Annotated in this window: 22 protein-coding genes and 1 pseudogene; 11 read left to right on the plus strand and 12 right to left on the minus strand. The window is 67.3% G+C overall.

Annotated elements, in window-relative coordinates; all coding sequences use genetic code 11:
* Positions 1-40: 40 nt before the first annotated feature.
* From GGR24_RS13840 to GGR24_RS13850, 4 genes and pseudogenes are all read left to right on the plus strand, one after another.
* Positions 41-304 carry a hypothetical protein gene (locus GGR24_RS13840; RefSeq protein WP_183395954.1) on the plus strand — a complete coding sequence of 88 codons (264 nt, stop codon included), beginning with the start codon at positions 41-43 and terminating at the stop codon, positions 302-304.
* A 28-nt stretch (positions 305-332) separates the two neighbouring features.
* The gene (locus GGR24_RS13845) at positions 333-899 is read left to right on the plus strand and encodes a hypothetical protein (RefSeq protein ID WP_246398435.1); all 567 of its coding nucleotides are present in this window, start codon (positions 333-335) and stop codon (positions 897-899) included.
* An 18-nt stretch (positions 900-917) separates the two neighbouring features.
* A pseudogene (locus GGR24_RS17690) lies at positions 918-1,166 on the plus strand (protein NO VEIN domain-containing protein); the annotation flags it as partial.
* 183 nt (positions 1,167-1,349) lie between these two features.
* Positions 1,350-4,754, plus strand: a complete 3,405-nt coding sequence (locus GGR24_RS13850) for a DEAD/DEAH box helicase family protein (protein ID WP_183395955.1) — start codon at positions 1,350-1,352, stop codon at positions 4,752-4,754.
* Here the strand turns inward: GGR24_RS13850 and GGR24_RS13855 are convergent.
* Positions 4,714-5,118, minus strand: a complete 405-nt coding sequence (locus tag GGR24_RS13855) for a hypothetical protein (RefSeq protein ID WP_183395956.1) — start codon at positions 5,116-5,118, stop codon at positions 4,714-4,716. The two genes, GGR24_RS13850 and GGR24_RS13855, sit on opposite strands and share 41 nt — an antisense overlap.
* A 161-nt stretch (positions 5,119-5,279) precedes the next feature.
* Between GGR24_RS13855 and GGR24_RS13860 the strand changes: the two genes are divergently transcribed.
* The gene (locus GGR24_RS13860; protein WP_183395957.1) at positions 5,280-6,239 is read left to right on the plus strand and encodes a COG2958 family protein; all 960 of its coding nucleotides are present in this window, start codon (positions 5,280-5,282) and stop codon (positions 6,237-6,239) included.
* A 1,175-nt stretch (positions 6,240-7,414) separates the two neighbouring features.
* Here the strand turns inward: GGR24_RS13860 and GGR24_RS13865 are convergent.
* A complete protein-coding gene (locus GGR24_RS13865; protein WP_183395958.1) occupies positions 7,415-8,230 on the minus strand; it encodes an NYN domain-containing protein in 816 nt (271 codons plus the stop codon).
* Between the two features lie 192 nt (positions 8,231-8,422).
* On the opposite strand from GGR24_RS13865, the gene GGR24_RS13870 reads away from it, so the two are divergent.
* From GGR24_RS13870 to GGR24_RS13890, 5 genes are all read left to right on the plus strand, one after another.
* A complete protein-coding gene (locus GGR24_RS13870; RefSeq protein WP_183395959.1) occupies positions 8,423-9,946 on the plus strand; it encodes an ATPase domain-containing protein in 1,524 nt (507 codons plus the stop codon).
* On the plus strand, positions 9,943-12,324 hold the full coding sequence (locus GGR24_RS13875) for a hybrid sensor histidine kinase/response regulator (RefSeq protein ID WP_343066257.1): 2,382 nt from the start codon (positions 9,943-9,945) through the stop codon (positions 12,322-12,324). Before GGR24_RS13870 ends, GGR24_RS13875 begins: the two co-directional genes overlap by 4 nt.
* Positions 12,325-12,516: 192 nt before the next feature.
* Positions 12,517-13,542: an extracellular solute-binding protein gene (locus tag GGR24_RS13880; RefSeq protein WP_183395960.1), complete on the plus strand. Its 1,026-nt coding sequence runs from the start codon at positions 12,517-12,519 to the stop codon at positions 13,540-13,542.
* Entirely contained in the window at positions 13,539-15,089 is a 1,551-nt protein-coding gene (locus tag GGR24_RS13885) for an ABC transporter permease (RefSeq protein WP_246398437.1), read from the plus strand. The genes GGR24_RS13880 and GGR24_RS13885 overlap by 4 nt, the downstream gene beginning before the upstream one ends.
* On the plus strand, positions 15,089-16,111 hold the full coding sequence (locus GGR24_RS13890) for an ABC transporter ATP-binding protein (RefSeq protein WP_183395961.1): 1,023 nt from the start codon (positions 15,089-15,091) through the stop codon (positions 16,109-16,111). The genes GGR24_RS13885 and GGR24_RS13890 overlap by 1 nt, the downstream gene beginning before the upstream one ends.
* 5 nt (positions 16,112-16,116) lie before the next feature.
* Here the strand turns inward: GGR24_RS13890 and GGR24_RS13895 are convergent, their stop codons facing one another.
* From GGR24_RS13895 to GGR24_RS13910, 4 genes are all read right to left on the minus strand, one after another.
* Positions 16,117-17,556 carry a UdgX family uracil-DNA binding protein gene (locus GGR24_RS13895; protein WP_183395962.1) on the minus strand — a complete coding sequence of 480 codons (1,440 nt, stop codon included), beginning with the start codon at positions 17,554-17,556 and terminating at the stop codon, positions 16,117-16,119.
* Entirely contained in the window at positions 17,553-18,782 is a 1,230-nt protein-coding gene (locus tag GGR24_RS13900; RefSeq protein WP_183395963.1) for a putative DNA modification/repair radical SAM protein, read from the minus strand. Before GGR24_RS13900 ends, GGR24_RS13895 begins: the two co-directional genes overlap by 4 nt.
* 101 nt (positions 18,783-18,883) lie before the next feature.
* Positions 18,884-19,369, minus strand: a complete 486-nt coding sequence (locus tag GGR24_RS13905; protein ID WP_183395964.1) for a peroxiredoxin — start codon at positions 19,367-19,369, stop codon at positions 18,884-18,886.
* Positions 19,370-19,423: 54 nt separating this feature from the next.
* On the minus strand, positions 19,424-20,260 hold the full coding sequence (locus GGR24_RS13910) for a protein-disulfide reductase DsbD domain-containing protein (RefSeq protein ID WP_183395965.1): 837 nt from the start codon (positions 20,258-20,260) through the stop codon (positions 19,424-19,426).
* Positions 20,261-20,386: 126 nt separating this feature from the next.
* On the opposite strand from GGR24_RS13910, the gene GGR24_RS13915 reads away from it, so the two are divergent.
* A complete protein-coding gene (locus tag GGR24_RS13915) occupies positions 20,387-21,010 on the plus strand; it encodes a YqgE/AlgH family protein (protein ID WP_183395966.1) in 624 nt (207 codons plus the stop codon).
* Between the two features lie 18 nt (positions 21,011-21,028).
* Here the strand turns inward: GGR24_RS13915 and GGR24_RS13920 are convergent, their stop codons facing one another.
* The 6 genes from GGR24_RS13920 to rfbC all read right to left on the minus strand — a co-directional run bounded on the left by GGR24_RS13920 (position 21,029) and on the right by rfbC (position 25,475).
* Positions 21,029-21,649, minus strand: coding sequence for a tetratricopeptide repeat protein (locus tag GGR24_RS13920; RefSeq protein WP_183395967.1), 621 nt, complete (start codon positions 21,647-21,649; stop codon positions 21,029-21,031).
* A gap of 48 nt (positions 21,650-21,697) precedes the next feature.
* Complete coding sequence (ykgO, locus tag GGR24_RS13925; RefSeq protein ID WP_020186918.1) at positions 21,698-21,823, minus strand: type B 50S ribosomal protein L36; 126 nt, start codon at positions 21,821-21,823, stop codon at positions 21,698-21,700.
* 241 nt (positions 21,824-22,064) lie between these two features.
* Complete coding sequence (gene rfbA / locus GGR24_RS13930) at positions 22,065-22,943, minus strand: glucose-1-phosphate thymidylyltransferase RfbA (protein WP_183395968.1); 879 nt, start codon at positions 22,941-22,943, stop codon at positions 22,065-22,067.
* The gene (gene rfbD, locus GGR24_RS13935; RefSeq protein ID WP_183395969.1) at positions 22,940-23,824 is read right to left on the minus strand and encodes a dTDP-4-dehydrorhamnose reductase; all 885 of its coding nucleotides are present in this window, start codon (positions 23,822-23,824) and stop codon (positions 22,940-22,942) included. Before rfbD ends, rfbA begins: the two co-directional genes overlap by 4 nt.
* Complete coding sequence (gene rfbB, locus GGR24_RS13940) at positions 23,821-24,903, minus strand: dTDP-glucose 4,6-dehydratase (protein WP_183395970.1); 1,083 nt, start codon at positions 24,901-24,903, stop codon at positions 23,821-23,823. Before rfbB ends, rfbD begins: the two co-directional genes overlap by 4 nt.
* A 20-nt stretch (positions 24,904-24,923) precedes the next feature.
* Positions 24,924-25,475: a dTDP-4-dehydrorhamnose 3,5-epimerase gene (gene rfbC / locus GGR24_RS13945; protein WP_183395971.1), complete on the minus strand. Its 552-nt coding sequence runs from the start codon at positions 25,473-25,475 to the stop codon at positions 24,924-24,926.
* Positions 25,476-25,504: the final 29 nt, after the last annotated feature.

Below are 25,504 nucleotides of genomic sequence, written 5' to 3' on the forward strand. Positions count from 1 at the left end.
GCGCTCACATCGAAAGTCGGATACATGCAAAGGATCAGAAATGGCTGGAACAGTGACGGGTATCGAACGTGTGACGCCGAGGCCCGGAGACGCCGAAACGCCCGCATTAGCGGGGGATGGCAGGTTCAAGCTCGCCGATCCGTCTAATGGCAAAGAGAAGCATCACGCCAAACACATGGTCTATGCCCGAACTCTCGATGAGGTTGCGGATTTGCTTGCACGTGGGTTTTCCCTATGGATGACCAAGCCGGGCAAGCGACCGTCGCTGATCTCGCCCGAGAGCCTGCGCATCCTGCGGAAATAGTGGTGTTCATGCCCGGCCAGCTCTAGCCATGCCCGAAGACGTAGCCGGCAGCGACTGGACGGACGCGCAGGTCGATCTGATCGTCACCGACTACTTCGACATGCTGGCGCTGGAGCTTCGTGGCGAGCCTTTCGTCAAGGCGCAGCGCAACGCCGCGCTGCAGGGGCTCATCGGGCGCAGCCGCGGCTCCATCGAGTTCAAGCACCAGAACATCAGCGCCGTGCTGCTGCGGCTCGGCATGCCCTGGATCCAGGGCTACAAGCCCATGGCGAACTTTCAGCGCGCGCTGGTCGACGGTGTCGAGCGCTTCCTCGCCGCCCGGCCGGCGCTGTTCGACAACCCGGTCGCCGCCGTCGCGTCGGCGGGGCTGGCCGAGCCGACAAGCCTGTTCTTCGAGGCGCCGCCAACGCCGGGCTTCGAGCCGACGCCTGCGCCGCTGGAGCGGATCGTGAAGAAATTCGATCCGGCCCTGCGGGACGCGCGCAACCGCGCGCTCGGGCGGCAGGGCGAGGAGCGCATCTTTTTCCACGAGCAGGCGACTTTGCGCGCCGCCGGGCGGGCCGATCTCGCGCGCGCCGTGCGCTGGGTCTCGTAGGAAGACGGCGACGGCGCCGGCTACGACATCCGTTCGTTTGACCTCGCCGGGCGCGAGCGGCTGATCGAGGTCAAGACAACGGTGGGGCAGAGCACGACGCCGTTCTTCCTGTCCGAGAACGAGCGCGCCTTCGCCGAGGAGCGGCCCGACGCGTTCCGCATCGCGCGGCTCTACGACTTCGCGCGCCAGCCCCGGGCCTTCGAGCTTACGCCGCCTCTGGAGAGTTGCGTGATGCTGCGGGCCGCGACGTGGCGGGCGGAGTTTTAGCCGGCGTCACATGCAACTTGCGATATCGTGCTTCGCCGGTCAGCTTGTCTCTACCGTCGTGCCCGCTTTCGCGGGCATCCACGACTTGGGGCGTAGGGCGCTACGATCTCAGAAAGTCGTGGATGCCCGGCTCCGCAGGGCATGACGGCGGTGGTTCCGTGTCAGACGACCTAGCTGGTCCGCATGTCCAATTTCGCATTCCTCGCCACCGAGTTTCCCCATGTCCATCAGGCGGCGGTCGAGGCCGAGAAGCAGGCTTCGGCGTCGCCCACCGCGGCGGCGTTCTTCGCCGGCAAGGCGGTCGAGGTCGCGGTCAAATGGGCGTTCCGGAACGACCCCGGCCTGACGCTGCCCTACCAGGACAACATTGCAGCGCTGCTGCACGAGCCGAGCTTCAAGCAGCTGGCAGGACCGGCGGTCTTTGCGAAAGCCAAATACATCAACACCCTGCGCAACCGCGCGGTGCACGAGGAGAAGACGATCTCGCCGGGCGACGCCGCGGGCGCCGTGAAGGAGCTGTTCCACGTCTGCTTCTGGTTCGCGCGCACCTATGCGCGGAAAGCGCGGCCGGCCGATGAGCTCGCCTTCGATGCAGGCGCGCTCACCCGCAAGGACGACGTGGTCCGTCGCGCCTTCGCGCACATCCAGCAGCAGCAGAAAGACCTCGAGACCAAGGACGGAGAGCTCACCAGGCTGCTCGCGAGCAGGACAGAGCTCGACGAGGAGCTGACGCGGCTCCGTGCCGAGGTGGCGGCCGCCCGCAAGGCCAACGCCGCGGTTCCCGACGCCCACGACTACAAGGAAGCCGAAACCCGCGACCGCTTCATCGACCTGCTGCTGCGGGAGGCCGGCTGGATGCTCGACAGGCCGGAGGACGTCGAGTTCCGCGTCGAGCCGATGCCGAACGAAAAGGGCTCCGGCTTCGTCGACTACGTGCTGTGGGGGCTCGACGGCAAGCCGCTCGGGCTGGTCGAGGCCAAGGCGACCAAGCACAGCCCGGAAAAGGGCCGGCAGCAGGCCAAGCTCTACGCCGACGCGCTCGAGCAGAGATTCGGCCAGCGGCCGGTGATCTTCCTCTCCAACGGCTACGAGCACTGGATCTGGGACGACCTTCGTTATCCGCCCCGAGAGATCGGCGGCTTCTACAAGCGCGACGAACTGGAGCTTGCGGTCCAGCGGCGGACGAGCCGCAAGACGCTCGCCGAGACCAGGCTTAACCTCAAGATCGCGGGCCGCCCCTACCAGCAGCGCGCCATCCGGGCGATGGCGAAGAGCTTTGAGGAACATTCCGAGCGCAAGGGCCTGCTCGTCATGGCGACGGGCTCGGGCAAGACCCGCACGGCGATCTCGCTGGTCGACCTGCTGATGCGCGCCGGCTGGGTGAAGCGCGTGCTGTTCCTCGCCGACCGGACGGCGCTGGTGAAACAGGCCGTCAACGCCTTCAAGGCGCATCTGCCGGATTCCGCGCCCGTGAACCTCGTCACCGAAAGGACAGCCGAGGGGCGCGTGTTCGCCTCGACCTATCCGACGATGATGAACCTGATCGACGGCAAGGCGCAGGGAAAGCGCGCCTTCGGCCCCGGCCATTTCGACCTGGTGGTGATCGACGAGGCGCATCGCTCCGTCTATCAGCGCTACCGCGCGATCTTCGAGTATTTCGACTCGTTCCTCGTCGGCCTGACCGCGACGCCGCGCGAGGACGTCGACCACGACACCTACGCGCTGTTCGACCTCGAGGACGGCGTGCCGACCGACGCCTATTCGCTCGACGAGGCGGTGCGCGACGGTCATCTCGTGCCGCCCGAGGCGATCTCGGTGCCGTTGAAGATCATCCGCTCCGGCCTTCGCTACGACGACCTCTCGCCGGAAGAGAAAGACCAGTGGGACATGCTGGAGTGGGGCGAGGACGAGATCCCCGACAGCGTCGAGGCGGCCGAGATCAACAAGCGGCTGTTCAACGAGGACACGGTCGACCAGGTGATCGCGCACTTCATGGAGAAGGGCGTCAAGGTCGAGGGCGGCGACCGGCTGGGCAAGACCATCGTGTTCGCCAAGAACCAGGCCCATGCCGAGTTCATCGAGCAGCGCTTCAACGCCGCCTATCCCGAGCACGCCGGCCATTTCGCGCGGGTCGTGACCTACAAGACCGACTACGCGCAGAGCCTGATCGACGACTTCTCCGAGAAGACCAGGGCGCCGCATGTCGCGATCTCGGTCGACATGCTCGACACCGGCATCGACGTGCCGGAGGTGGTCAACCTCGTCTTCTTCAAGGCCGTGCGCTCCCGGACCAAGTTCTGGCAGATGATGGGGCGCGGCACGCGGCTCTGCCCGGACCTGTTCGGGCCCGGCGACGACAAGGCGTTCTTCCGGGTGTTCGACTATTGCCAGAACCTCGAGTTCTTCGGCGCGAACCCCGAGATGAAGGACCCCGGCGCGGCGAGATCCCTGTCCGAGCGGCTGTTCGCGGCCCGGCTCGATCTCGTGCGGGCGCTCGACGAGACGCGTGCGAAGGCCGACGGCATGGCGGAGCCGGGCGCACCCTACGACGCCGGCGACGACGCGCCGCCGACCGAGGAGGAGGTCCGCGCCGACGCGGTCGAGCAACTGCGCGAGACCATCGCCGGCATGAACCTCGACAACTTCGTCGTGCGTCAGCGCCGACGCACGGTCGAGAAATATCTGGAGCCGGCCGCCTGGATCTCGATCGACGCCAAGGCGCGCGAGGAGCTTGTCGATCAGGTCGCGCCGCTGCCGACCGCCAAGCGGCACGGGACCGAAGAGGCGAAGCGCTTCGACCTGCTGATGTTCTCGCTGGAGCTCGCCCTGGGCTCGCGGCGGTTCGCGGCGCTGAAGGCGCAGCTTTTCGAGATCGCCTCCGCGCTCGAGGGGCAGACCGCGATCCCCGGAATAGCCGCGCAGGCGACGCTGATCGAGGAAATCCAGACGGATCCCTGGTGGGAGGGCGTGACCGTCCCGTTGCTGGAGCTTGTCCGGCTGCGGCTGCGCGGCCTGATCCAGCACATCGAGAAGCAGAGGCGGAAGATCGTCTACTCCGACTTCGCGGACGAGATTGGCGAGGGGGTCGAGCACGAGCTGCCCCAGGTCGGCGAGGTCGACTTCGTGCGCTTCAAGGCCAAGGCTCGGGCGTTCCTGAAGAAGCATGAGGACCACATCGCGCTGCACAAGCTGCGTCAGGGCAAGCCGCTGACCGCGACCGACTTGCGCGAGCTCGAGGCCATGCTGCTCGATGCAGGGATCGGCGACGCTGGCGCCATCGAGCGGGCTCGAGCGACGGCGTCAGGCTTCGGCGGCTTCGTCCGCTCCTTGGTTGGCCTCGACCGGCAGGCTGTTCAGCAGGCGTTCGCCGAGTTCATCGCGGATGGCGCGGCCTCGAGCGAGCAGATCGAATTCATCGGTCTCGTGGTCGATCACCTGACCGAGCGCGGCGCCATGGAGCCACGCCTGCTCTACGAGAGTCCGTTCACCGACGTCGCACCACAGGGGCCCGATCAGGTGTTCGACGGCCCGCGCATCGACCGGCTGTTCAGGGTGATCGAGGATCTGAACCAGAGCGCGGTGGCTTGAAATCGGTCAGATCCAAGGATGGCGCGCAGACGCGACGCAAAGAATGGCCGAACACCGAGAGCAGCGTGAGGGTCCGGTACACGATGGGGCGCCGGAGCAGGGCGTTCAGGCGCTGGTGCTCGCTCTTGGCGCTGCGCTTCAGCGGGGTGATCTCCTGCTGGTAGCGCTTGATGATCTGCGCGACAGTCGTCGAGGCAGCGACGCGCGCGTCTGGCAGCGTCCCACAACGGTCGACCTCAGCTTCAAGCTGGCGCGCCCACTTCTCGGCGTCGGCTTTCGTGTCGAAGCTCTTGCCGCGCGGCGCGATGCCCTTGCGACGGACCTGCGCGACCCACCGCCCGCGATATTTCGTGATGTTCGCCACGTCTCGCCTCCCGACGCGAACCAGGCGGCCCGCCCTCATGCGTCGGACGGGGGCGGCACGGGATGAAGGACAATCCCGGATGGTGGATAGGGTTCTGGCATGTGACGCGCAGCCTGATGATGCTTTATGAATGATCAGGTGCTCGAGATAGGGAGGAGGGTATGGCCGCGCCCTCGCTGCAGCTTTCAAAGACAGTGCCGGAGCTCCTACGCGACAGACCTGAGCAGCGGTTGGACGCGCGCGAGCTTGCCCTTTTGGTCTTCGAGACCAATCCGGAGGCTTGTCACGCGAAGCGCGAAAAGAGCGCGTGGATGCAATCTCATGACGATCTTATCCAGCAGATCGTCCGGGAGATTGGAGCGCAGCGTCCAGTCATTCAGTCAAAGTTCCCACAGGTCCGCACGACCGAAGGCCGCCCGCGGCAGTTTTATTGGTCCGAGAAGACGCTCGAAGCAGAAGTTGAGGGTGCGGATCAAGTCCGAGCGAGCGCTCCTGTTATTGCGGTCATCAAGCCGGAATCGGTCGAAGAGGCGCTATCCGAGCACGACCTTTACCCGCTTCTGGGCGACTATCTTGCAACCGAGTTCTCTGTCGATGCGATGCGCATCGATGAACGTAGGTCGAACAATCGACGCGGGCCAAATGGCAATCGTTGGCTCTACCCTGACGTAGTCGGCATTGAGGACTTAACGAAGGGCTGGCACGACGAACTTAGACAGTGTGTGAGCCAAACCGGCGACTCTCGGGCCCGTCTTTGGTCAGCCGAAGTGAAGCGGCTGATCAACCGCTCAAACGTTCGAGAGGCCTATTTTCAGGCAGTCTCCAACTCGTCGTGGTCGAACGCCGCCTATCTAGCCGCAGCGGAGATAGAGGGAACTGACACGATGCAAGAGCTGAGGATGCTCTATGCGTTACATGGCGTTGGCGTAATCCGACTGGACGACAAGAACCCGTCTGAAAGCCAAGTTTTGATCCCGGCGCGCGAGCGAGCCGCCGTCGACTGGACGACGTGCAACCGGCTCGTCCAGGAGAACGCCGATTTCAAAGAATTTATTCGGCGAGTTCGGCACTTCTATCAAACTGGCGACAGACAGACTGGCTGGGCGTTGAGGAGCACATGAGCTTGTTCGGACCTAGAAGCCGTCGGAAGTAGTATAGCTTTAGAGCATGCCGCCCGAAACCACGCTCTTGGCTGGCGCTTCTTGACCTGCCCCCGTCGTAACATTTCGGCCGCCAGAACTGCCTTGATAGCTACAAATCCCGGCGGCCATAAGCCGGAAGATCCGATCCTGTCGGTCGAGGACGGTAGTGCGTATGAAACAGAGCGGTGGGAGGAACAGCCCGCGGGCCAGGAAAGGCTACAGAGGCAGGTCCTACGTCTTTTTGAGATCATCGGCGAGCGACCATCGGACGTTCTAAGCGGCTACCTTGTGCCGTTCCGATCCAGATCGTGGGCCAAATTGCCGTTCCAAGCTGAGGCGCTTGCTTTCGCAAAACCGATTTGGAAAGCCTTGCTCTCCGCCTCACCTGCAGTGACGATCATTTCTTTTGGGCATGAGTCCGCTGCGCACATCGTAGCCATCGATGGCGGCAAGCCAATCCAGTCGTTGGACGCCGGCTGGGGCCGAGTTGGCATCAATATTTTCGGTCTCCCGAGGGGACGCGCACTCATTTCGCTTCCGCACCTTTCTCGATACGGACTGTTTGTCCGACCTGACCCCGCGAACGAAGCCAAGTCCGCAATAGCCATGCAGAAGGCCATTTCGCTCGCTCGGAGGTGGCAGACAGGAGCCGGGAGTGGATGAAACGTGGACGCCGACGCGATCCACAGCGCCGATCACGCTCGGGGCGTTCACACTCCTCAAGGGCCTCAACGCCTCGGTGTTGTTGAACTTTCGACCCGGATGCCCTTCGGAGGGCCGCGCTCTATCCAGCTGAGCTACGGGTGCCTGAGCCGGCGCGGAACCTAGCTGAACCGGAGGCAGGGGGCAATCGGGGTCTGCGGGCTTCTCTACAGCGCGGCCTTTCGTTCAGGCGTCCTCTCTGGGGCGTGTCGCTCGTACTCTGAGCCTCGTCTTCGGTGGAACGGACCTGCCTTGGAAAAGGAAGCGCTCTCGCGGCTTGGTCTTGAGCGGGCCCGGGGCGCCTTCGAAGCGACAGCGTTCGCTTCTCAGCCGACGGAGGCCGAACAGCGCCGCGGTGCGGCGAACCGTTCCTGGTCTCGGCCCTTCAGCAGGGGCTCCGAAGCCAGCCAAGCAAGGCCCTGCGCCGCGCGGCGCAGGGCCCGGGGGCCGTCTCACCTCAGCCTGATCGCGACCGCGCCGCTCTTGGCTGCTCGGTCCACCTCGAACAACCCGGTGGCCTCCACCAGGTCGCTCAACCTGGCGAAGCCATAGTTGCGCGAGTCGAACTCGGGAGATCGTTTCGCGATGTGGCTGCCCATGGCGCCGAGGCTGGCCCAGCCGGCGTCGTCGGCGACCGCCGCCAGCGCCGAGGTCAGCAGGGCGCGGGCGGCGGCGTCGATCGCCTCGCCGGAACGCTTGGGCGGCGCTTGCGTGGACGCGGGCTTCGCGGCGGGCTTCGGGGTCTTGGCCTTCTTGGGGGCCGCCGGGACGGTCGGCTCGGAAGCGGCCGGCTCGGCCGACTTCGGCAAGACGTCGAAGAAGATGAACTTGTCGCAGGCGGTGATGAACGGTCGCGGCGTCTTGCGCTCGCCGAAGCCATAGACCCGCAGGCCCTGTTCGCGCAGCCGCGACGCGAGCCTGGCGAAGTCGCTGTCGCTTGAGACGAGGCAGAATCCATCGAAGCGGCCCGTGTAGAGCAGATCCATGCCGTCGATGATCATCGCGCCGTCGGTGGCGTTCTTCCCGGTCGTGTAGGCGAACTGCTGCACGGGCTGGATCGAGTGCTCCAGCAGGCACGACTTCCAGCCGGCGAGGTTCGGTTTGGTCCAGTCGCCGTAGATCCGCCTCACGCTGGCGGCGCCGTATTTGGCGATCTCGGCGAGCAGACCCTCGACGATCTTTGGCGACGCGTTGTCGCCGTCGATCAGCAACGCGAGGGTCAGGGAGCGTTCGGGCCCATCCGGGCGGGGCGCAGGGCTCAGCGTCATTTCAGAACCCTGCGCCCGGCAGGGGAGGAGCGCAACGCCACGACGGGCCCGGAAGCTTCCTCGGCGGCCGCTCGACGCCCCGCAGGTCGCAAGACGCGTTTCTTCGGCACGCCCGCCCCCGCTTCACCGCTGCAAAAGCGCGCTATATCGGTCAACGCGCACATGCGCCTGCTGTGATTTGGGTCCATCGACATGCCTCACCCCTCGGGATCTGACGACAAGGCCGCTTTCGGCGTGACAGGCCTTGACGACATCCTCATCGGGGGCGTGCGGCGGGATCGTCTGTATCTGCTGGAAGGGTCGCCGGGCACCGGCAAGACCACCCTCGCGCTGCAGTTCCTGCTCGAGGGCGGCGCGCTGGGCGAGGTCGGCCTCTACATCACCATCTCGGAGACCGCGACGGAGCTGCGCGAGACCGCGACGTCGCATGGCTGGTCGATCCCCGCGCACGTCAACATCTTCGAGCTCGCGCCCTCGGACAGCCTGCTCGACGCGGAGCAGCAGCAGAGCCTGCTCTATTCGTCGGATCTCGAACTCGGCGAAACGACCCGGATGATCTTCGAGGCGGTGGAGCGCGTGCAGCCCTCCCGCATCGTCATCGACAGCCTTTCGGAGATCCGCCTGCTCGCCGGCGGTTCACTGCGCTATCGGCGCCAGGTCCTCGCGCTCAAGCACTATTTCGCGAAGCGCGGCACGACCGTGCTGCTGCTCGACGACCTGACGGCCGACGTCAGCGACAAGACCGTCCACAGCGTGGCGCATGGCGTCATCCGGCTCGAGGAGCTGGCGCCCAACTATGGCCCCGAGCGGCGCCGGCTTCGCGTCGTCAAGTATCGTGGGCAGCGCTATCGCGGCGGCTACCATGACTTCGCCATCCTGACGGGCGGGATCGCCGTATTTCCCCGGCTTGTCTCCCTCGAGCACAAGACCGAGTTCGAGCGCGTCCCGCGCAGCAGCGGGATCCCGGAGTTCGACGCCCTTCTCGGGGGGGGCGTCGAGAGCGGGTCCAGCACGCTGATCCTCGGGCCGACCGGAAGCGGCAAGAGCCTGATCGCAATCCAGTTCGTGGCGGCGGCCGTAGGGCGCGGCGAGCGTTGCGCCATGTTCGTCTTCGATGAGGAGCTCGGGCTTCTGTTCGAACGGACGGCCGCCATGGGCTTCCCGCTGCGGCGCTGGTTCGCGGAGGGCAGCCTCGTGATCGAGCAGGTCGACGCCGCAGAGCTCACGCCCGGCGAGTTCGCCCATCGGGTCCGCGCTCGGGTCGACGCCAACGGCATCAAGACGGTGGTGATCGACAGTCTGAACGGCTACCAGGCCGCGATGCCGGACGAGCATTCGCTCATCCTGCACATCCACGAGTTGCTGCAGTATCTGAACAGGCAGGGTGCCTCGACCTTCCTCACGCTCGCGCAACACGGGCTGATGGGCGACATGAGATCGTCCGTCGACCTGACCTATCTTGCCGACACTGTCGTGCTGCTCCGCTATTTCGAAGCCTCAGGCCAGGTCCGTCGGGCCATGTCGATCGTCAAGAAGCGGACGAGCGCACATGAGGACACGATCCGGGAGTACCGCATCGGTCCGGGTGGGCTGTCGGTCGGGCCGGCGCTCGAAGACTTCCAGGGCATCCTGAGAGGAACGCCGGTCTTTATCGGCAAAGGCAGAGAGCTGCCCCTCATGGGCGGGGCGCCCGAGAGGTCCGGCCCCTTTTCGTGACCGCGCCGCACAACCCATCATCCGAACGCGTCCTGATCCTCGCGCCTCTGGGCAGAGACGCGCGGATCGCGCAGTCGCTGATGGGGGAGGCGACGATCGCCTCGCTGATCGTTCGCGATCTGGACGGGATGATCGCCGGCCTTGTCGAGACGGCGGGCGCCGTCGTGGTCACCGAGGAGGCGCTGCAACGTGTCGATCTTTCGCCGCTTGCGGCCTGGATCTCCGACCAGCCGCCATGGTCGGACATGCCGTTCGTCGTGCTGGTGCGCCATGGCGCCGGAACGGAGCGTAACCCGGCGGCGACCAGATTGTCGGAACTGCTCGGAAACGTCAGCTTCGTGGAACGGCCGTTTCATCCGACCACGTTGATCAGCGTGGTCCGGGCCGCGCTCCGCGGTCGTCGGCGGCAGTACGAGGCGCGCGCGCGGCTTGAGGCGCTTCGGGTCGAGCGGCAGCACTATCTCGATCTGTTCGAGAACATCGACGCCGGTTTCTGCACGTTCGAGATGAAGTTCGACGAGGCCGGACGTGCGGTGGACTACCGGTTCATCGAAACCAACCCGGCGTTCGAGGCGCAGACCGGGCTCACGAACGCGGCGGGACGCTGGATGCGCGAACTGGCGCCGGATCACGACGACCACTGGTTCGAGATCTATGGGCGCGTGGCCCTGACGGGGGAGCCCGTCAGGTTCGAGAGCTCCGCGAGCGAGCTTGGGCAGCGCTGGTATGACGTCCACGCGTTCCGGCTCGACAAACCGGAGCAGCGTCGGGTGGCGGCGCTCTTCAACGACATCACGCCGCGTCGCAAGCTCGAGTCCCGGCTTCGACAGCTGAACGAAGGGCTCGAGACGCAGGTCGCCGAGCGGACCGCCGAACGCGACCGAGTCTGGAGGAACTCACGCGACCTTCTGACCGTCCTCGGGGTCGACGGCGTGTTTCGCGCGGTCAATCCGGCCTGGACGGCCATTCTCGGCCATCCGCACGAGGAGGTGGTGGGAAGAAACTTCCGGGAGTTCATCTGGCCGGACGATCTGAAGGTGACGGAGGCCGCGCTCCGGGAGGCGTCGGACGCCCGCGACCTGACCAATTTCGAGAACCGGTTCCGACACCTCGACGGGACGCCGCGCTGGTTCTCCTGGCGCACCTCCGCGGAAGGCGATCTCATTTATGCCTATGGGCGGGAAATAACGGCCGAGAAGCAGCAGGCTTCGGCGCTCGCACAGGCTGAAGAAGCCCTCAGGCAATCTCAGAAGCTTGAAGCCGTGGGACAGCTCACCGGCGGGGTGGCGCATGACTTCAACAACCTTCTGACGATCATCCGCTCGTCGGTCGACTTTCTGAGGCGGCCCGACCTGCCGGAGGAGCGGCGCCGTCGCTACGTGGACGCGATTTCGGAAACGACCGACCGGGCGGCGCGCCTGACTGGGCAGCTCCTCGCCTTCGCCCGCCGGCAGGCGCTCAATCCGGAGGTGTTCGAGGTCGGGGCCTGCGTCTCCGCCCTCACCGACATGCTGGACACGGTGACCGGCGCGCGCGTGAACGTGCAGAGCACGTTGCCGGAGAGGCCGTGTTTCGTCAAAGCCGACCGCAGCCAGTTCGAGACGGCGCTCGTCAACATGGCGGTCAACGCGCGCGACGCGATGAACGGGGAGGGCGCGCTTGAGCTCCGGGTCGTTTCCGGCGCCGGGCTGCCCTCGATCCGGGGCCATGCGCCGAGCGGCCGGCCGTTCGTCGCAGTGTCGCTCACGGACACCGGCGAAGGCATCGCGCCGGACATCATCTCGCAGATATTCGAGCCGTTCTACACCACCAAGGAAATCGGCAAGGGCACGGGTCTCGGATTGTCGCAGGTGTTCGGCTTCGCCAAGCAGTCCGGCGGAGACGTCGCGGTCGAGAGCACGCCGGGCGCAGGCGCGACCTTCACGATCTATCTTCCCGAGGTTGAGGAGGCCGCCGAGCCGGAGCCGGCGCGTCGGACGACCCGCCCGGCGCCGGTCGGCGGTGGACGCCGCGTGCTGATCGTCGAGGACAATGTGGAGGTCGGCGGGTTCGCGACGCAGACCCTGCAGGATCTCGGTTACGTGACGAGCTGGGCGATGAACGCCTCCGAGGCCCTCGTCATGCTCAAGGACCCGGCCGCCTCGTTCGACGTGGTGTTCTCCGATGTCGTGATGCCCGGCCTGAATGGGGTCGATCTCGCTCGCGAGATACGGCGACTGACGCCGGACCTGCCCATCGTCCTCACCTCCGGCTACAGCGACGTGCTGGCCCAGGAGGGGCGCTCCGGCTTCGAGCTGTTGCAGAAGCCCTATTCGGTCGAGGAGCTGTCTCGCGTGCTGCGCCTCGCGATCGCGAGCTCGTTGCAGTCGGGACGTTGAGCTTCTGACATCACAGCCTTGGCGGGCCGGCCCGCTGGCGTTGGGCTCGAGTTCTCTTTGGCCTGAGCTCGCTCGGCCCGGCCGAGGGCGGCGCTGCGCGCAGCCGCCACCGCTGCTTGAGCTGTTGACTCCGCCTGCGAGTGGGACTCCTTTCACGACACCTAAACACTTGCGTTGTTTGGAGTAATTATAATGAAAAGGTTGGACCGCCGCGCCTTTGCCGCGGGGCTGGCTGCGGCTGGCGGCGCCGCCTTGCTCGGCTCCGGGCGAAGCGCCTGGGCGAACGAGGGCGGCGCGCTGACCCTCTACAACGGCCAGCATGCGGAGACGACCGCCGCGATCGTCGAAGCCTTCACCCAGCAAACCGGCGTCCAGGTCGCGATCCGTCGCGGCAACAGCGCCCAGCTCGCCAACCAGATCATCGAGGAAGGCCAGGCTTCGCCGGCCGACGTGTTCTACTCCGAAGAGAGCGCCCCCATCGCTGCGCTCGCCGCCCGGGGCCTGCTGGCGCCGGCGCAGCCGGACACGATCGCGCAGGTTCATTCCCAATTCGCGGCCAAGGATGGCTCTTGGGTCGGCGTCAGCGCGCGTTGCAGGGTCGTTGCCTACAATGTCGACATGATCGAGCCGGAGGCGCTGCCGGGTTCGGTGATGGATTTCGCGAACCCGGAGTGGCGCGGCCGCGTCGGCTTCGTGCCGACCAGCGGCGAGTTCCAGGCCCAGGCGCTCGCCATCGTCAAGCTCAAGGGCCGCGAGGCCGCGCTCGACTGGCTGAAGGGGCTGAAGGCCAACGGTCGCGTCTACAACGGAAATGTCGCGGCCGTACAGGCGGTGCAGCGCGGGGAGATCCCGACGGCGCTCGTCAACAACTACTACTGGTTCCGCGTCGCCGACGAGGTCGGAGCCGACAGGATGAAGTGCCAGCTCCAATATCTCGGCCACAAGGATCCCGGGGCTTTGGTCACGCTGTCCGGCGCGGGCATTTTGAAGTCGAGCAAGCGCCAGGAGCTGGCGCAGCGCCTTCTTGCGTTCATGGTCAGCGTTCCGGGCCAACAGGCTCTCGTCGGCGCCGTCGCAGAGTACCCGGTGCGGCCTGACGTCAAGTCGCCCTATCCCCTGAAGCCGCTTGATGAGCTCGACCCGCCCGACGTGTCGCCCGAGGACATCGCGGATTCAGATCTCGCGCGGGATCTGCGTCGCGAGGCCGGGCTCGCTTGACGCTCGCGCTGGCGGGCGCCGGCCGGCGGACGAGGTCGCCGAGCTGGCTCACGCTCGCCGTCTTGGCGCCCACTCTGCTGATCTCGCTGCCGATCGCCTATGTGGCGACCCGGGCGTGGCAGGTCGGTCTGGCGGGCGTCGCCGAGGAGCTGTTCCGGGCGCGCACCGCGGAGCTTCTCGTCAACACGGTCACGCTTGCGGGCTCGGTGACGCTGCTGTCGGCGTTGATCGGGGTTGCGGTCGCGTGGTGCGTCGAGCGGTCCGACGTTCCGGGCCGGCGCTGGTGGCGGGTGGCGGCCGCATTGCCGCTGGCCGTCCCGGCCTTCGTCGCGAGCTTCGCCTGGGCCTCGATGGGCGTCGCGTTCCAGACGATGCCGGGCGCGGTGCTGATCCTCACTCTGTCGCACTATCCGCTGGTCTATCTGCCGGTGGCGGCTGCGCTGCGCGGCATGGATCCCGCCTTCGACGACGTGGCGCGCTCCCTCGGTCGAACGTCGTGGCGGCGGTTCGTGAGCGTGACGCTGCCCCAGGCCTGGCCGGCGCTCGGCGCCGGCGCATTGCTCGTGCTCACCCATATGTTCGCCGAGTTCGGGGCGCTCGCGCTCCTGCGGGTCCAGACCTTCACCACCGCGATCTTCGAATCCTACGAACTCGAGTTCGACGGCGGCACGGCGGCCCTGCAATCGGCCGTGCTGCTCGCGCTCGCGCTGCCGCCGGCGCTGTTCGAGATGAAGCTGCGCCGCGATCTGCGGTTCGCGCGGGTCGGCAAGGGGGGGCGGCGACGGCTGTCGCTCACGCCGCTGGGGGGCGCGCGGCCATTCGTCCTCTTCGGAATGGCCGCGCTGATCGCGCTGGCGCTCGGCGCGCCCTGCGCGGTGCTGGCCTATTGGCTCGCGGTCGGCAAATCGTTCGGCCACGCCGCCGCCGACATCTGGCCAGCCGTGAAAGGCTCGTTGACCCTCGCGCTGCCCGGAGCCCTCGTCGTCACGGCGCTCGCCGCCCCGCTCGCGCTCGCCGCCACCCGCCACCTGGGACGCCTGTCCGGGCTCGCCGAGAGGCTGCCCTACGTCGTGCACGGACTTCCCGGTCTGGTCGTCGCGCTGGCTCTCGTGTTCTTCTCGATCCGCTTCTTTCCCGAGGTTTACCAGACGGTCGCGCTGCTGTTCGCGGCTTACGCTGTGCTGGCCCTGCCGCTCGCCCAGTCGGCCCTGCGGGCGTCGCTGGAACTGGCGCCGGCTCGGTTCGAAGAGGTGGCCAGGAGCCTGGGCAAGGGACCGGTCGCGGCCTTCGTCGCGGTGACGCTTCCCAACATGCTGCCGGGGGTGGGCGCCGCGCTCGCGCTGATCACGCTGGAGCTCGCGCGGGAGCTCACCGCGACCCTGATGCTTGCGCCCATCGGCGTGACCACGCTCGCAACCGAGGTCTGGTCGCAGGCGAACGAAGGCCGCTATGCGGCGGCGGCGCCTTTCGCCGCATTGCTGGTCGCGGTTTCGGCGATCCCCGTTTATGTGTTCACCCGCCGCAGCCTGGAGCTTCACGATCTCTGATGACGAGCGTCCGCGTCCGCGAGGCGAAGAAGGCCTTCAATGGCCAGTCGGTGCTGCGTGGCGTCGACTTCGCCGTGCGCGACGGCGAGATCGCCGCCCTGCTCGGGCCTTCGGGATGCGGCAAGACCACCCTGTTGCGGCTGATCGCGGGCTTCGAGCGGCTCGACGGCGGCGCGATCGAGATCCATGGCCGGGAGGTCGCGGGCGAAGGCCTGCATGTGCCGCCGGAGCGACGAAGGATCGGATACGTGCCCCAGGAAGGGGCCTTGTTCCCGCATCTGACGGTCTTGGGGAACGTGGGCTTCGGCCTCGCGCGGCGGGAGCGGACGAGAGAGCGGATCGGCGAGGTCCTGGCGCTTGTCGGCGTGCAGGAACTTGCGGAACGCTATCCGCACGAGCTTTCGGGAGGGCAGCAACAGCGCGTCGCGCTGGCGCGCGCGCTCGCTCCGCGCCCTGAAATCGTGCTGCTCGACGAGCCGTTCAACGGCCTCGATCTTGATCTCCGCCGGGCCGTCTCGGCCGAGGTGGTCGCTACGCTCCGGCGCTCCGGCGCCTCGGCCATCCTGGTGACGCACGATCCCGAGGAGGCCTTTGCGAGCGCCGACACGGTCGCGGTCATGAACCAGGGCGCGATCGCGCAGCAGGGCGATCCGCGATCCGTCTACCTGCAGCCCGCGAGCGCCGAGGTGGCGCGGATCACCGGCGCGGCGGTGTTCCTCGACGCCACGATCCGCGGCGCGGTGGCGGAGACAGCACTGGGAAGCATGCCGCTCGGCGCGGCGTCGCCTGGAGTGAACGGTTTCGCCCGGGTCTGCGTGCGGCCCGAGCAGATCGTTCTGGGCGCTCCGGGCTCCGGATGCGCGGCCAAAATCCTGGCCCGCAGTTTCCGGGGCGATCACACGGTCCTGACGGTCGCGATCGGCGAGTTCCGGCTGCCGGTGCGCGCGCCGACGAGCTTCGCGGCCGACGCCAGCGTTGTCGAAGTCGCTCTCGAGGGATCCTGCGTCGCGTTTCCGCGCTGAGGCCCTTAGGCCAATTTGGCGAACGGCGCCGCGAGCCGCAGATCTTCGACGAACCGGGAGAACTCCGCGCGCTTGCGATCCTCGTCGGGCAGCCGCAGCAGATAGGACGGGTGGACCGTCACCAGCACGTCCGGCTCGCCGTCTCGCTGCAGGATCGAGCCGCGCGTCTCGCCGATCTTGACGACGCGTCCCATCACGGCGCGCGCCGCGGTGGCGCCCATCGCCACCACCAGCCGCGGCCTGAGGGTGGCCATCTCGCGCTCCAGCCACGGCCGACACGCTGCGATCTCGGTCGGTCCTGGCGTCTTGTGCAGCCGGAACTTGCCGCGGGGCTCGAATTTGAAGTGCTTCACCGCGTTGGTGACATAGACCTTGTCGCGCTCGAGGCCGGCCTCCTGCGCGGCCCGGTCGAACAGCGCCCCGGCCGGGCCGACGAAGGGCCGGCCCTGGATATCCTCCTTGTCGCCGGGCTGCTCGCCCACGAACATGACCCTCGCGTCCGCAGGCCCTTCGCCGAACACCGCCTGCGTGGCGTCGGCCCAGAGCGGGCAGTTGCGGCACTCGTCAACCTCCGCTCGCAGCGCGTCGAGCGTCGAGGCGTCGTGGGCTGCGGGGAGTTCGGTCTGCTTCATCGGGCGGTGGCCCTTCTTCGGCATGGTCGCCGGCGCAGCGACCATGGCCGCCGACCGGTCGGCGGCTGAGGCGATCAACGGACGAATGAGCGAAGCCTCAGGAAGGTTGCGCCAGTACTTGCGCGGCATCTCGGACCGCATCGCGGCGACCTTGAGCCGCGCAGGATTGAAGATGCTGGCGTAGTAGGTCCGCCAGACGGCCTCAAGGGCGTCGCTGTCCGGGGCGTCGGCGCGCCTTGCGCCCTCCGAGAAGACGAGTTCGTCACCGTCCCAATGCGCCGAACGCTCCGGCGTCAGGATCGACCAGCGCATCGAGGCGAAGCGGCGCACGAAGAACGGCGCGGTCGCCTCGACGATGTGATGCTCCGGCTCGAACCAGGAGACGAAATGCGCTCCGCCCGGGGTCGCGATCTCCCGGAACCGCACGAAGGCGGTCATCTTGTGCTTGTCGCGCCGGACCGCCTTGGCGAGATCGCGGGCGCGCACGACGTCCGGATCCGCCGCGTCGTCCAGAACCGATCTATCCGCCACGACGCGCGCGAGCAGGCGGTAGAACAGGTCGAAACGGCCGGGGTCGCTGTGGAGAAGTCCTGCCGCGGCGAGCTCGAGGAAGCCGCGCGCGACCGAGAAACCCTGCGCCTCCGCATGCGCCGGAGGCTCTTCCTGGGCTGCGCAGAACAGGTCGTCCGGCTGGCCCGCCACCGACCAGACGACCGACGAAGCCGGCGTCCCGGCTGCGAGCAGGCTTCGCGCAGCCGCGCGCCAACCCGCGACGTCGGCGGGACCGTCGAGGACGACCCGGCGCGCTGTCAAAGAGCGAGCGCCATCTGGCGCGGCGGCGGAGCGATGCGCTCCAGCAGCCGCTCGGACTCGAGCAGCCCGATCGATGGCGAATGGTCAGCCAGCCGAAGGAAGGGCAGCACCTTGCGCAGCGGCGCCTTCAGCCGCGCGAGATCCTCGCAGCGGATGGCGCGGAAGCGCCGCGCCGACAGGATCCTCTCGACCACCGTTTTGCCGAGCCCGGGCACCCGCAGCAGCTCCTCGCGCGAGGCCCGGTCGATGTCGAGAGGGAAGCGGTCGCGATGGCGCAGCGCCCAGGACAGCTTGGGGTCGACGGCGAGGTCGAGCATGCCGCCGCCTTCGGTGATCTCCTCGACGGAGAACCCATAGAAACGCATCAGCCAGTCAGCCTGGTAGAGACGGTGCTCCCGCACGAGCGGCGGCGCCTGCAGCGGCAGGCGGGCGTTGGCGTCCGGGATCGGACTGAACGCCGAGTAGTAGATGCGCTTGAGGCGATAGGAGCCGTACAGGTTCGCCGACGTTCCGAGGATCGCCCGATCGTCGGACGCGTCGGCGCCGATGATCATCTGCGTGCTCTGGCCGGCAGGCGAGAAGCGCGGCGCGCGCCGATCCGCCTTCGCCTCGTCGATCCGGCCGCGAAGCCCCGCCATGGTGCGGCGGACGGCCCTGATGTCCTTCTCGGGGGCCAGCTGCTTCAAGGCCGTCTCGGTCGGCAGCTCGACATTGATTGACAGCCGGTCCGCATAGAGCCCGGCCTCCGCAAGCAACTCCGGAGACGCGTCGGGGATCGTCTTGAGGTGGATGTAGCCCTTGAAGCCGTGCTCCAGCCGAAGGGTCCGCGCGACGCGGACCACCTGCTCCATCGTGTAGTCGGGGCTCCTGACGATGCCGGAGGAGAGGAACAGGCCCTCGATGTAATTCCGCCGGTAGAAGTCGAGCGTCAGCCGGACGACTTCGGCCACCGTGAACCGCGCCCGCGGCACGTTGCTGGAGGAGCGGTTGACGCAATACAGGCAGTCGAACGCGCAGGCGTTCGTCAAAAGGATCTTGAGCAGGGAGATGCATCGGCCGTCGGGAGCATAGGAGTGGCAGATGCCAGCGCCTTCTGTTGACCCGAGTCCCTGCGGCCGAACGCCTTTGCCGCCGGCGGAATGGCGCTTGTCGGTTCCGCTCGAGGCGCAGGAGGCGTCGTACTTGGCCGCGTCGGCGAGGATCGCGAGCTTCCGGGCGATGTCCAAGACAGAAGGTCCTCCAGCGGCGGCCCTCTGTTCTATGTACTCATTTTGTTCGCATCAAGAGGTAAGGCGTTACGCATTGGGGCTGCGTAACGCCTTTTAGGTCAGAGCGCCTCGAGCAGGCGTTCGGCGCTGGAGAGATCGGCCTTGCCGGGCTGATCCTCGACGGCGAGCTTGGTGACCGTCATGTCATCCAGCACCATCGCGTAGCGCTTCGAGCGGATCCCGAGGCCGCCGGCGGAGGCGTCGAGCTCGAGGCCGATCGCCTTCGCGAAATCCGCGCTGCCATCCGACAGGAACTCGATCTTGCCCTTGCCACCCGTGGCGTTCGCCCAGGCGTCCATCACGAACGGGTCGTTCACGGCCGTCACCGCGACGACCTCGACGCCCTTGGCGGCGAGCGCGTCCATGTTGTTGAGATAGCCCGGCAGATGGTTCTTGTGGCAGGTGGGCGTGAAAGCGCCCGGAACCGCAAACAGCACCGCCTTTTTGCCGCCGAAGATTTCGTCCGCCATGACGGTCTCAGGCCCATTGGGGCCGAGGCGACGGAAGGTGGTGTTCGGCAGCCTGTCGCCGACTTTGATCGTCATGGGCCGTCTCCTGGTGCGTGGAGGCCGCGTTGCGGTCCAAGAAGTCCGCGAGACTTAGGACTTGGGCCTGATGGCGTCGAGGGGCACGCGCGTCTCGATCGCCTCGCCGCCGGCGACAAGCGTCAGGCGAAAGCCCGCAGCAGGCAGAGCCGGCCCGTCGAGAGCTATCCGGAACGCGGCGCGTCCGGCGGCTGGCTTCCCGGCGAGTTCGGGCGCGGCGACATACTCGCTGTCGCCGGTCTCGGCGAACAGCTCCGGCGGCTTGCCTCCCTCGGGAGCGGAGACCTCCACGCGCAACGCAGACCCTCCGGCCGCGCCCGTCTGAACGACGGAGCCGATCGCGACCGGGCCTGGCGCGCCGAGCGGCTTGATGTCGGGGACCCGGGCGAGGGCCGCCAGAACCTCGTCGCGCGCCGGCCCCGCCCGGCCGCCGTCGGGGGCAAGCTGGAGTTCAGCCTCTGTGCGCGCCGGCACGCAGATCCGTTCACACACCCCATAGTCAGCCACCACCCGAAGGGTCACGGGCGCGGCCGGATCAACGGGCCGGACGCGGACCGGCAGCGTCACGACGCCATGATAGACATTCGTCACGCCGTCCTCGTCCGCGCTCCGTTCCGGAGCAGGGTAGGAGACCGACGCGGATTCGACATTCTCAGATCCTGAGAAATCGAAGCGTGGCGGCACGCCGCTGGCGCCGGGCTGCCTCCAGTAGGTTTTCCAGCCGGGCTCGAGGGCGATCTGAACCGCCACCAGACGGGCCCCATCCTTCAGGCCGCCGTCGACCAAGCGAAAACGAGCGCCGGTGTCGGCGATCCACGGCGAGGCCGGCTCCGCGAAGGCTGGCGCCGAGAGGAGCGAAAAGGCGAGCGGCAGGAGGAGACTTCGGAACATGTCGCCCCAAAATAGGTTGTCGTGAGCGGCGGCCAATTCACGGCCTCGCGAAGAAGGTTCGACATGGCGGCGAGGCGTGGCTTCGTCCGCCTTCCAAAAGCTTCAGAGGCCACATACTCTTCGCCCATGCCCCAGATGCTCCGAAGACATCAGGCCAACCGCACCGACGCCTCCGGCTATCTCGACGGTCAGGTGCTCGTCGCGATGCCCACCTTGGCGGACGACCGGTTCGCCCGCACGGTCATTTACGTCTGCGCCCATTCGGCCGAGGGCGCTATGGGCATCGTGGTCAACAAGCCGGCGCCGCATATCAGTTTCCCGGACCTTCTGGTGCAACTCGACATCATCACGGCGGGCGAGGAGATAAGGCTGCCGGAGAAGGCGGGGGCGATCCAGATCCTGCGCGGCGGCCCTGTCGAATCGGGGCGCGGCTTCGTCCTTCACTCCGCCGATTTCATGATCGAGGATTCGACCCTTCCCATCGACGACGGGATCTGCCTGACCGCCACCCTCGACATCCTGAAGGCGATCGCGCGCGGCGACGGCCCGGAGCGGGCGCTGCTGGCGCTGGGCTATGCCGGCTGGGCGCCGGGTCAGCTTGAAAACGAGATCCAGGCGAATGGCTGGCTCAACTGCCCGGCCGATCGCGCTTTGGTGTTCGGTGACGAGGCGGACACGAAATACGAACGCGCGCTGGCCAAGATCGGCATCGATCTCGCCAAGCTTGCTCCCGAAGCCGGCCACGCCTGAACCCTTCGGGATTCGCGATCAGATCGGCTGGCCCTCGACTTTCAGGGCGAGATCGTCCACCCGCTTCTTCAAACCCTCGATCTGCGGATAGATCTCAAGGACGCGGCGATAGGCGGCGAGCGCCTTCGCGTCGAGATCGGCATCCTCGAGGATGCGGCCGAGGCCGAGCCAGGCGCCGAAATGCCGGGGCTCCCGCGCCAGCGTCTCGCGAATGTCGAGCATCGCGGCGTCGTAGTCCTTGGCCACGAAGTGCAGGGTCGCTCGGCGGTTCCAGCCCTCCGCGAAGTCGGGTCTGAGGCTCACCACTTCGTCCATGAGCTTGATGGCGACGTCGATCTTCGACTGCCGCTGGGCCTGGGTCGAGCGCGTCAGCAGGAGATCTATCGTGTCGCTGTCGGTACGGCGCCACAGCGCCTGCACGGCCGCGGCGATGCGCTTCGCCGCGCCTGGCTCGTCAGCCTTCGCGAGCTGGACGAGCAATTCGTCAAGCGCCTCACCCTTCACGGCCGAATCGCGCGGCTCCGGCGCGGCCGGAGCTGGCGACTTGGGGGGAACTGGGGGCGCGAGTTCAGGCTCGGCCGCGTAAGCGGCTCCGAGCTGAAGAAGCAGGAGGCTGACGGCAAGTCCGTATCGGATCATGCCGTCGAGCTTAGCGTGCGATCAGGCCGCGTCAAAGCGGCCGCACGATCAGCCCTGGCGCGCCTTGTAGCGCTTCTGCGTCTTGTTGATGATGTAGACGCGGCCCTTGCGGCGGACGATGCGGTTGTCGCGGTGCCGGTTGCGCAGCGACTTGAGCGAGTTACGGATCTTCATCGGTCAGTCCTCAAGACGCCGGCCGCGCTGCAGCGCCTCGCGTCATAGAATGGCGAAAAGCGGCGGGAAGGGCCGCCGCGTTCGGGCGGGTTCTAGAGAAGGTCGCGCATTTTTGCAAGACGCCCCGTACGGAGAGACGAGGGTCTGCGAGCTCCTCCGGCGCATTCGCGCAGGCCCGCCTGCGGCCGCTTCGGGGTTATGACCTCTCCATCAGTAGGCAGCCTCCAGCGCATGAAGGCGTTCAGCTATCTCCGCCGCCCCGAGCGAGGCGAAGGAGATATGCGCCGTAGGCTGTCTTCTCGAACATCCGGCCCCGCGCTTCGAGAGCGGCGAGGTCGATGAAGCCGTTCTGGAACGCGATCTCCTCGAGGCAGGCGATCGCCAGTCCCTGACGGCGCTGCAGCGTGCGGACGAATTCGCCGGCTTCCAGCAGGCTGTCATGCGTGCCGGTGTCGAGCCACGCCGCGCCTCGGCCGAGGCGCTCCACGGTGAGCTGGCCGCGGGCGAGATAGGCCTTGTTGACGTCGGTGATCTCGAGTTCGCCGCGCGCCGAGGGGCGCAGGCCGGCCGCGATGTCGAGCACCTGGTTGTCGTAGAAATAGAGGCCCGTCACGGCCCAGTTGGAGCGAGGAGATTTCGGCTTCTCGACGATGTCGACCACCTCGTCGGCCGAGCCGATCTCCACCACGCCGTACCGTTCCGGCTGATCCACGTGATAGGCGAAGATCGTGGCGCCGCGCCGCCGTTCCACGATCGCTCGAAGCTGCTCGCGCAGATTGGCGCTGAAGAAGATGTTGTCGCCCAGCACAAGCGCCGCGCAGTCGCCGCCGATGAAGTCGCGGCCGATCACGAAGGCCTGCGCGATGCCCTCCGGGCGGGGCTGCTCGGCGTAGCTCAGCTCGATCCCGTAGGCCTCCCCGGTCCCGAGCAGCCTGCGGTAGCTCTCCATCGACTCGGGCGAGGAGATCAGCAGAATCTCCCTTATGCCGGCCAGCAGCAGCACCGACAGCGGATAGTAGATCATCGGCTTGTCGTAGACGGGCAGCAGCTGCTTGTTCACCGCGAGCGTCGCGGGATGAAGGCGGGTGCCGGCGCCGCCGGCGAGCACGATGCCCTTCACGCGTCGTCTCCGATGATGTCGCCGATCAGCCCGGTAAGCCCCTCGATCCACGGGCGGGGCTTGATTCCGTAGTCCTGTTCAAGCCGACGCGTCGAGAGCAGGGAATGCGCCGGCCTGAGGGCGGCCGCGCCGTACTCCGCCGTGGTGACCGCCTCGAGCCTTGGCGTCGAAAGACCCCGTCGGGCGCCTTCCGCGAAAATCGCGGCCGCGAAGTCGCGCCAGGTCGTGGCGCCGGCGTTCGCGAAGTGAAAGACGCCGGCGGGCGCGGAGCGATCGGTCGCCATTCTGAGCGCGACGGTTGCGAGCGCGTCGGCCAGGTCTGCGGCGATCGTCGGCGCGCCGCGCTGGTCCGCGACCACGCGCACGACGCTGCGTTCGCTCGCGAGCCGCAACATGGTCCGAACGAAATTCGTCCCGTCGCGGCCGACGAGCCATGAGGCGCGCACCACGGCCGCGCGCGGAGCGCGAAGCGCCGCGAGCTCTCCGGCGGCCTTGCTCGAGCCATAGACGTTGAGGGGGTTGACGGGATCGCCCACGTCATACGGCTGGGCCGAGCGTCCGTCGAACACATAGTCCGTCGAGACATGCAGCAGGGCGGCGTCCGCCTGCCGCGCGGCCTCGGCGAGGACGGCGGGAATCTGCGCGTTGGCGGCGAATGAGGCCGCGATTTCGGTTTCTGCCCGATCGACGGCCGTGAAGGCGGCGGCGTTCACGATGGCGGCGACGCTGCGCTCGCGCAGGAAGGCCGCCACGGCCGCAGGGTCGAAAAGATCGAGCTCGTCGCGAGCCGGGGCGAACAGCCGGACCCTCTCGGGCCAGGAATGGCGGCGAAGCGCCGAGCCCAGCTGGCCACGGCCTCCCGTGATCAGGATCGCGGTCACCGAAGGCCCCGGCGGGCGAGAGCGTCGCCGCCATTCTCGGTTCGCCTCAGCAGCGGCTCCCACCAGGCGCGGTTCGCGAGATACCACCGCACCGTCTTCTCAAGCCCGCTCTCGAAGCTCTCGCGGGGACGCCAGCCAAGCTCCCGCTCGATTTTGGACGGGTCGATCGCATAGCGCGCATCGTGTCCCGGTCGGTCCTCGACGAAGCGGATCAGGTCGCGGCGGCTGTGCCCAAGCGACGGCGCCAAGGCGTCGAGCAGGTCGCACACCGCCTCCACGACGGCGATGTTGGTCCGCTCACAGCGCGCCCCAACATTGTAGGTCTCGCCGGGGAGGCCGCGCTCCAGCGCCAGGATGAGAGCTTCGGCGTGGTCCTCGACATAGAGCCAGTCGCGAACGTTCCGCCCCGAACCGTAGACGGGCAGTTCGGCCCCTTCGAGTCCCCGCAGGATCATCAGCGGGATCATTTTCTCGGGGAAATGGTAGGGGCCGAAATTGTTGGAGCAGTTGGTGACGAGCGTCGGCAACCCGAAGGTTTCCCGCCAGGCCCGAACCAGATGGTCGGCGCCCGCCTTCGACGCCGAATAGGGCGAGCTCGGCCGATAGGGGGTGGTCTCGTCGAAGAGGCCGGTCGGTCCGAGCGAGCCGAACACCTCGTCGGTCGAGACGTGCAGCAGCCGGAATGCCGCGCGCTCGCCCGCATCCAGGCTGCGGAAGTGACGCAGCGCCTCCTCCAGCAGCACGAAGGTCCCGACCATGTTGGTCTCGACGAAGGCTTTCGGGCTGTCGATCGACCGGTCGACATGTGTCTCCGCCGCAAGATGCATCACGGCGGTCGGCCGGTGGCGCTCGAACACCTGGCGCATCGCTGCGGCGTCGCGGATGTCGGTCTTCTCGAAGGCGTAGCGCGGGTTCTCCGCAGCGCCGGGCAGCGATCCGAGGTTCGCCGCATAGGTCAGCGCGTCGACATTGATCACCGAAGCCTCGGTGGCCCCGAGCAGCCGTCGCACCACGGCCGAGCCGATGAAGCCGGCGCCGCCCGTGACGAGGATTCGTGCGTCCTTGAGGCGGGGCGACATCGGGGAGGGATCCCTGGGGCTCAGAAGAGGTCGGCGGCGTCGGCGAGCATCGGCGCGCGCAGATCCTTGTCGGAGAGCCGGGCCCCGTCGGGCGGCGTCGGCCAGTCGATGCCGAGCGCCGGATCGGCCCAGAAGATCGCGCGCTCGCGTTCGGGCGCATAATAGCTGGTGACGGCGTAAAGCACCTCGGTGTCGGGCTCGAGCGTGCAGAAGCCATGCGCGAAGCCCGGCGGGATGTGCAGCTCCGCGCCCGACGCGGCGGTGAGCGTCACCGCGACATGCTTCCCGAAGGTGGGCGAGCTCCGCCTCAGATCGACGGCCACATCGAACACCGCCCCGCGGATCACGGAGACGAGCTTGCCCTGCGCGGAGGGCGCGAGCTGGTAGTGCAGGCCCCGCACTGTTCCGGCGGCGTGGGAGCGCGACCGGTTGGTCTGCACGAAATCGGCGATCAGTCCCTCCGCCTCGAAGGCTGAGCGCCGGAAACTCTCAAAGAAGCTGCCGCGCGAATCCGGAACGAGACGCGGGCGTATTTCGACGACGCCGTCCAACGCGTGACGAATGAACTCCATCGATCTCTCCGCCGGAGGCTTCGATCCGC

Origin of the sequence: Hansschlegelia beijingensis (assembly GCF_014196425.1) — a bacterium.
GTDB lineage: Bacteria > Pseudomonadota > Alphaproteobacteria > Rhizobiales > Methylopilaceae > Methylopila > Methylopila beijingensis.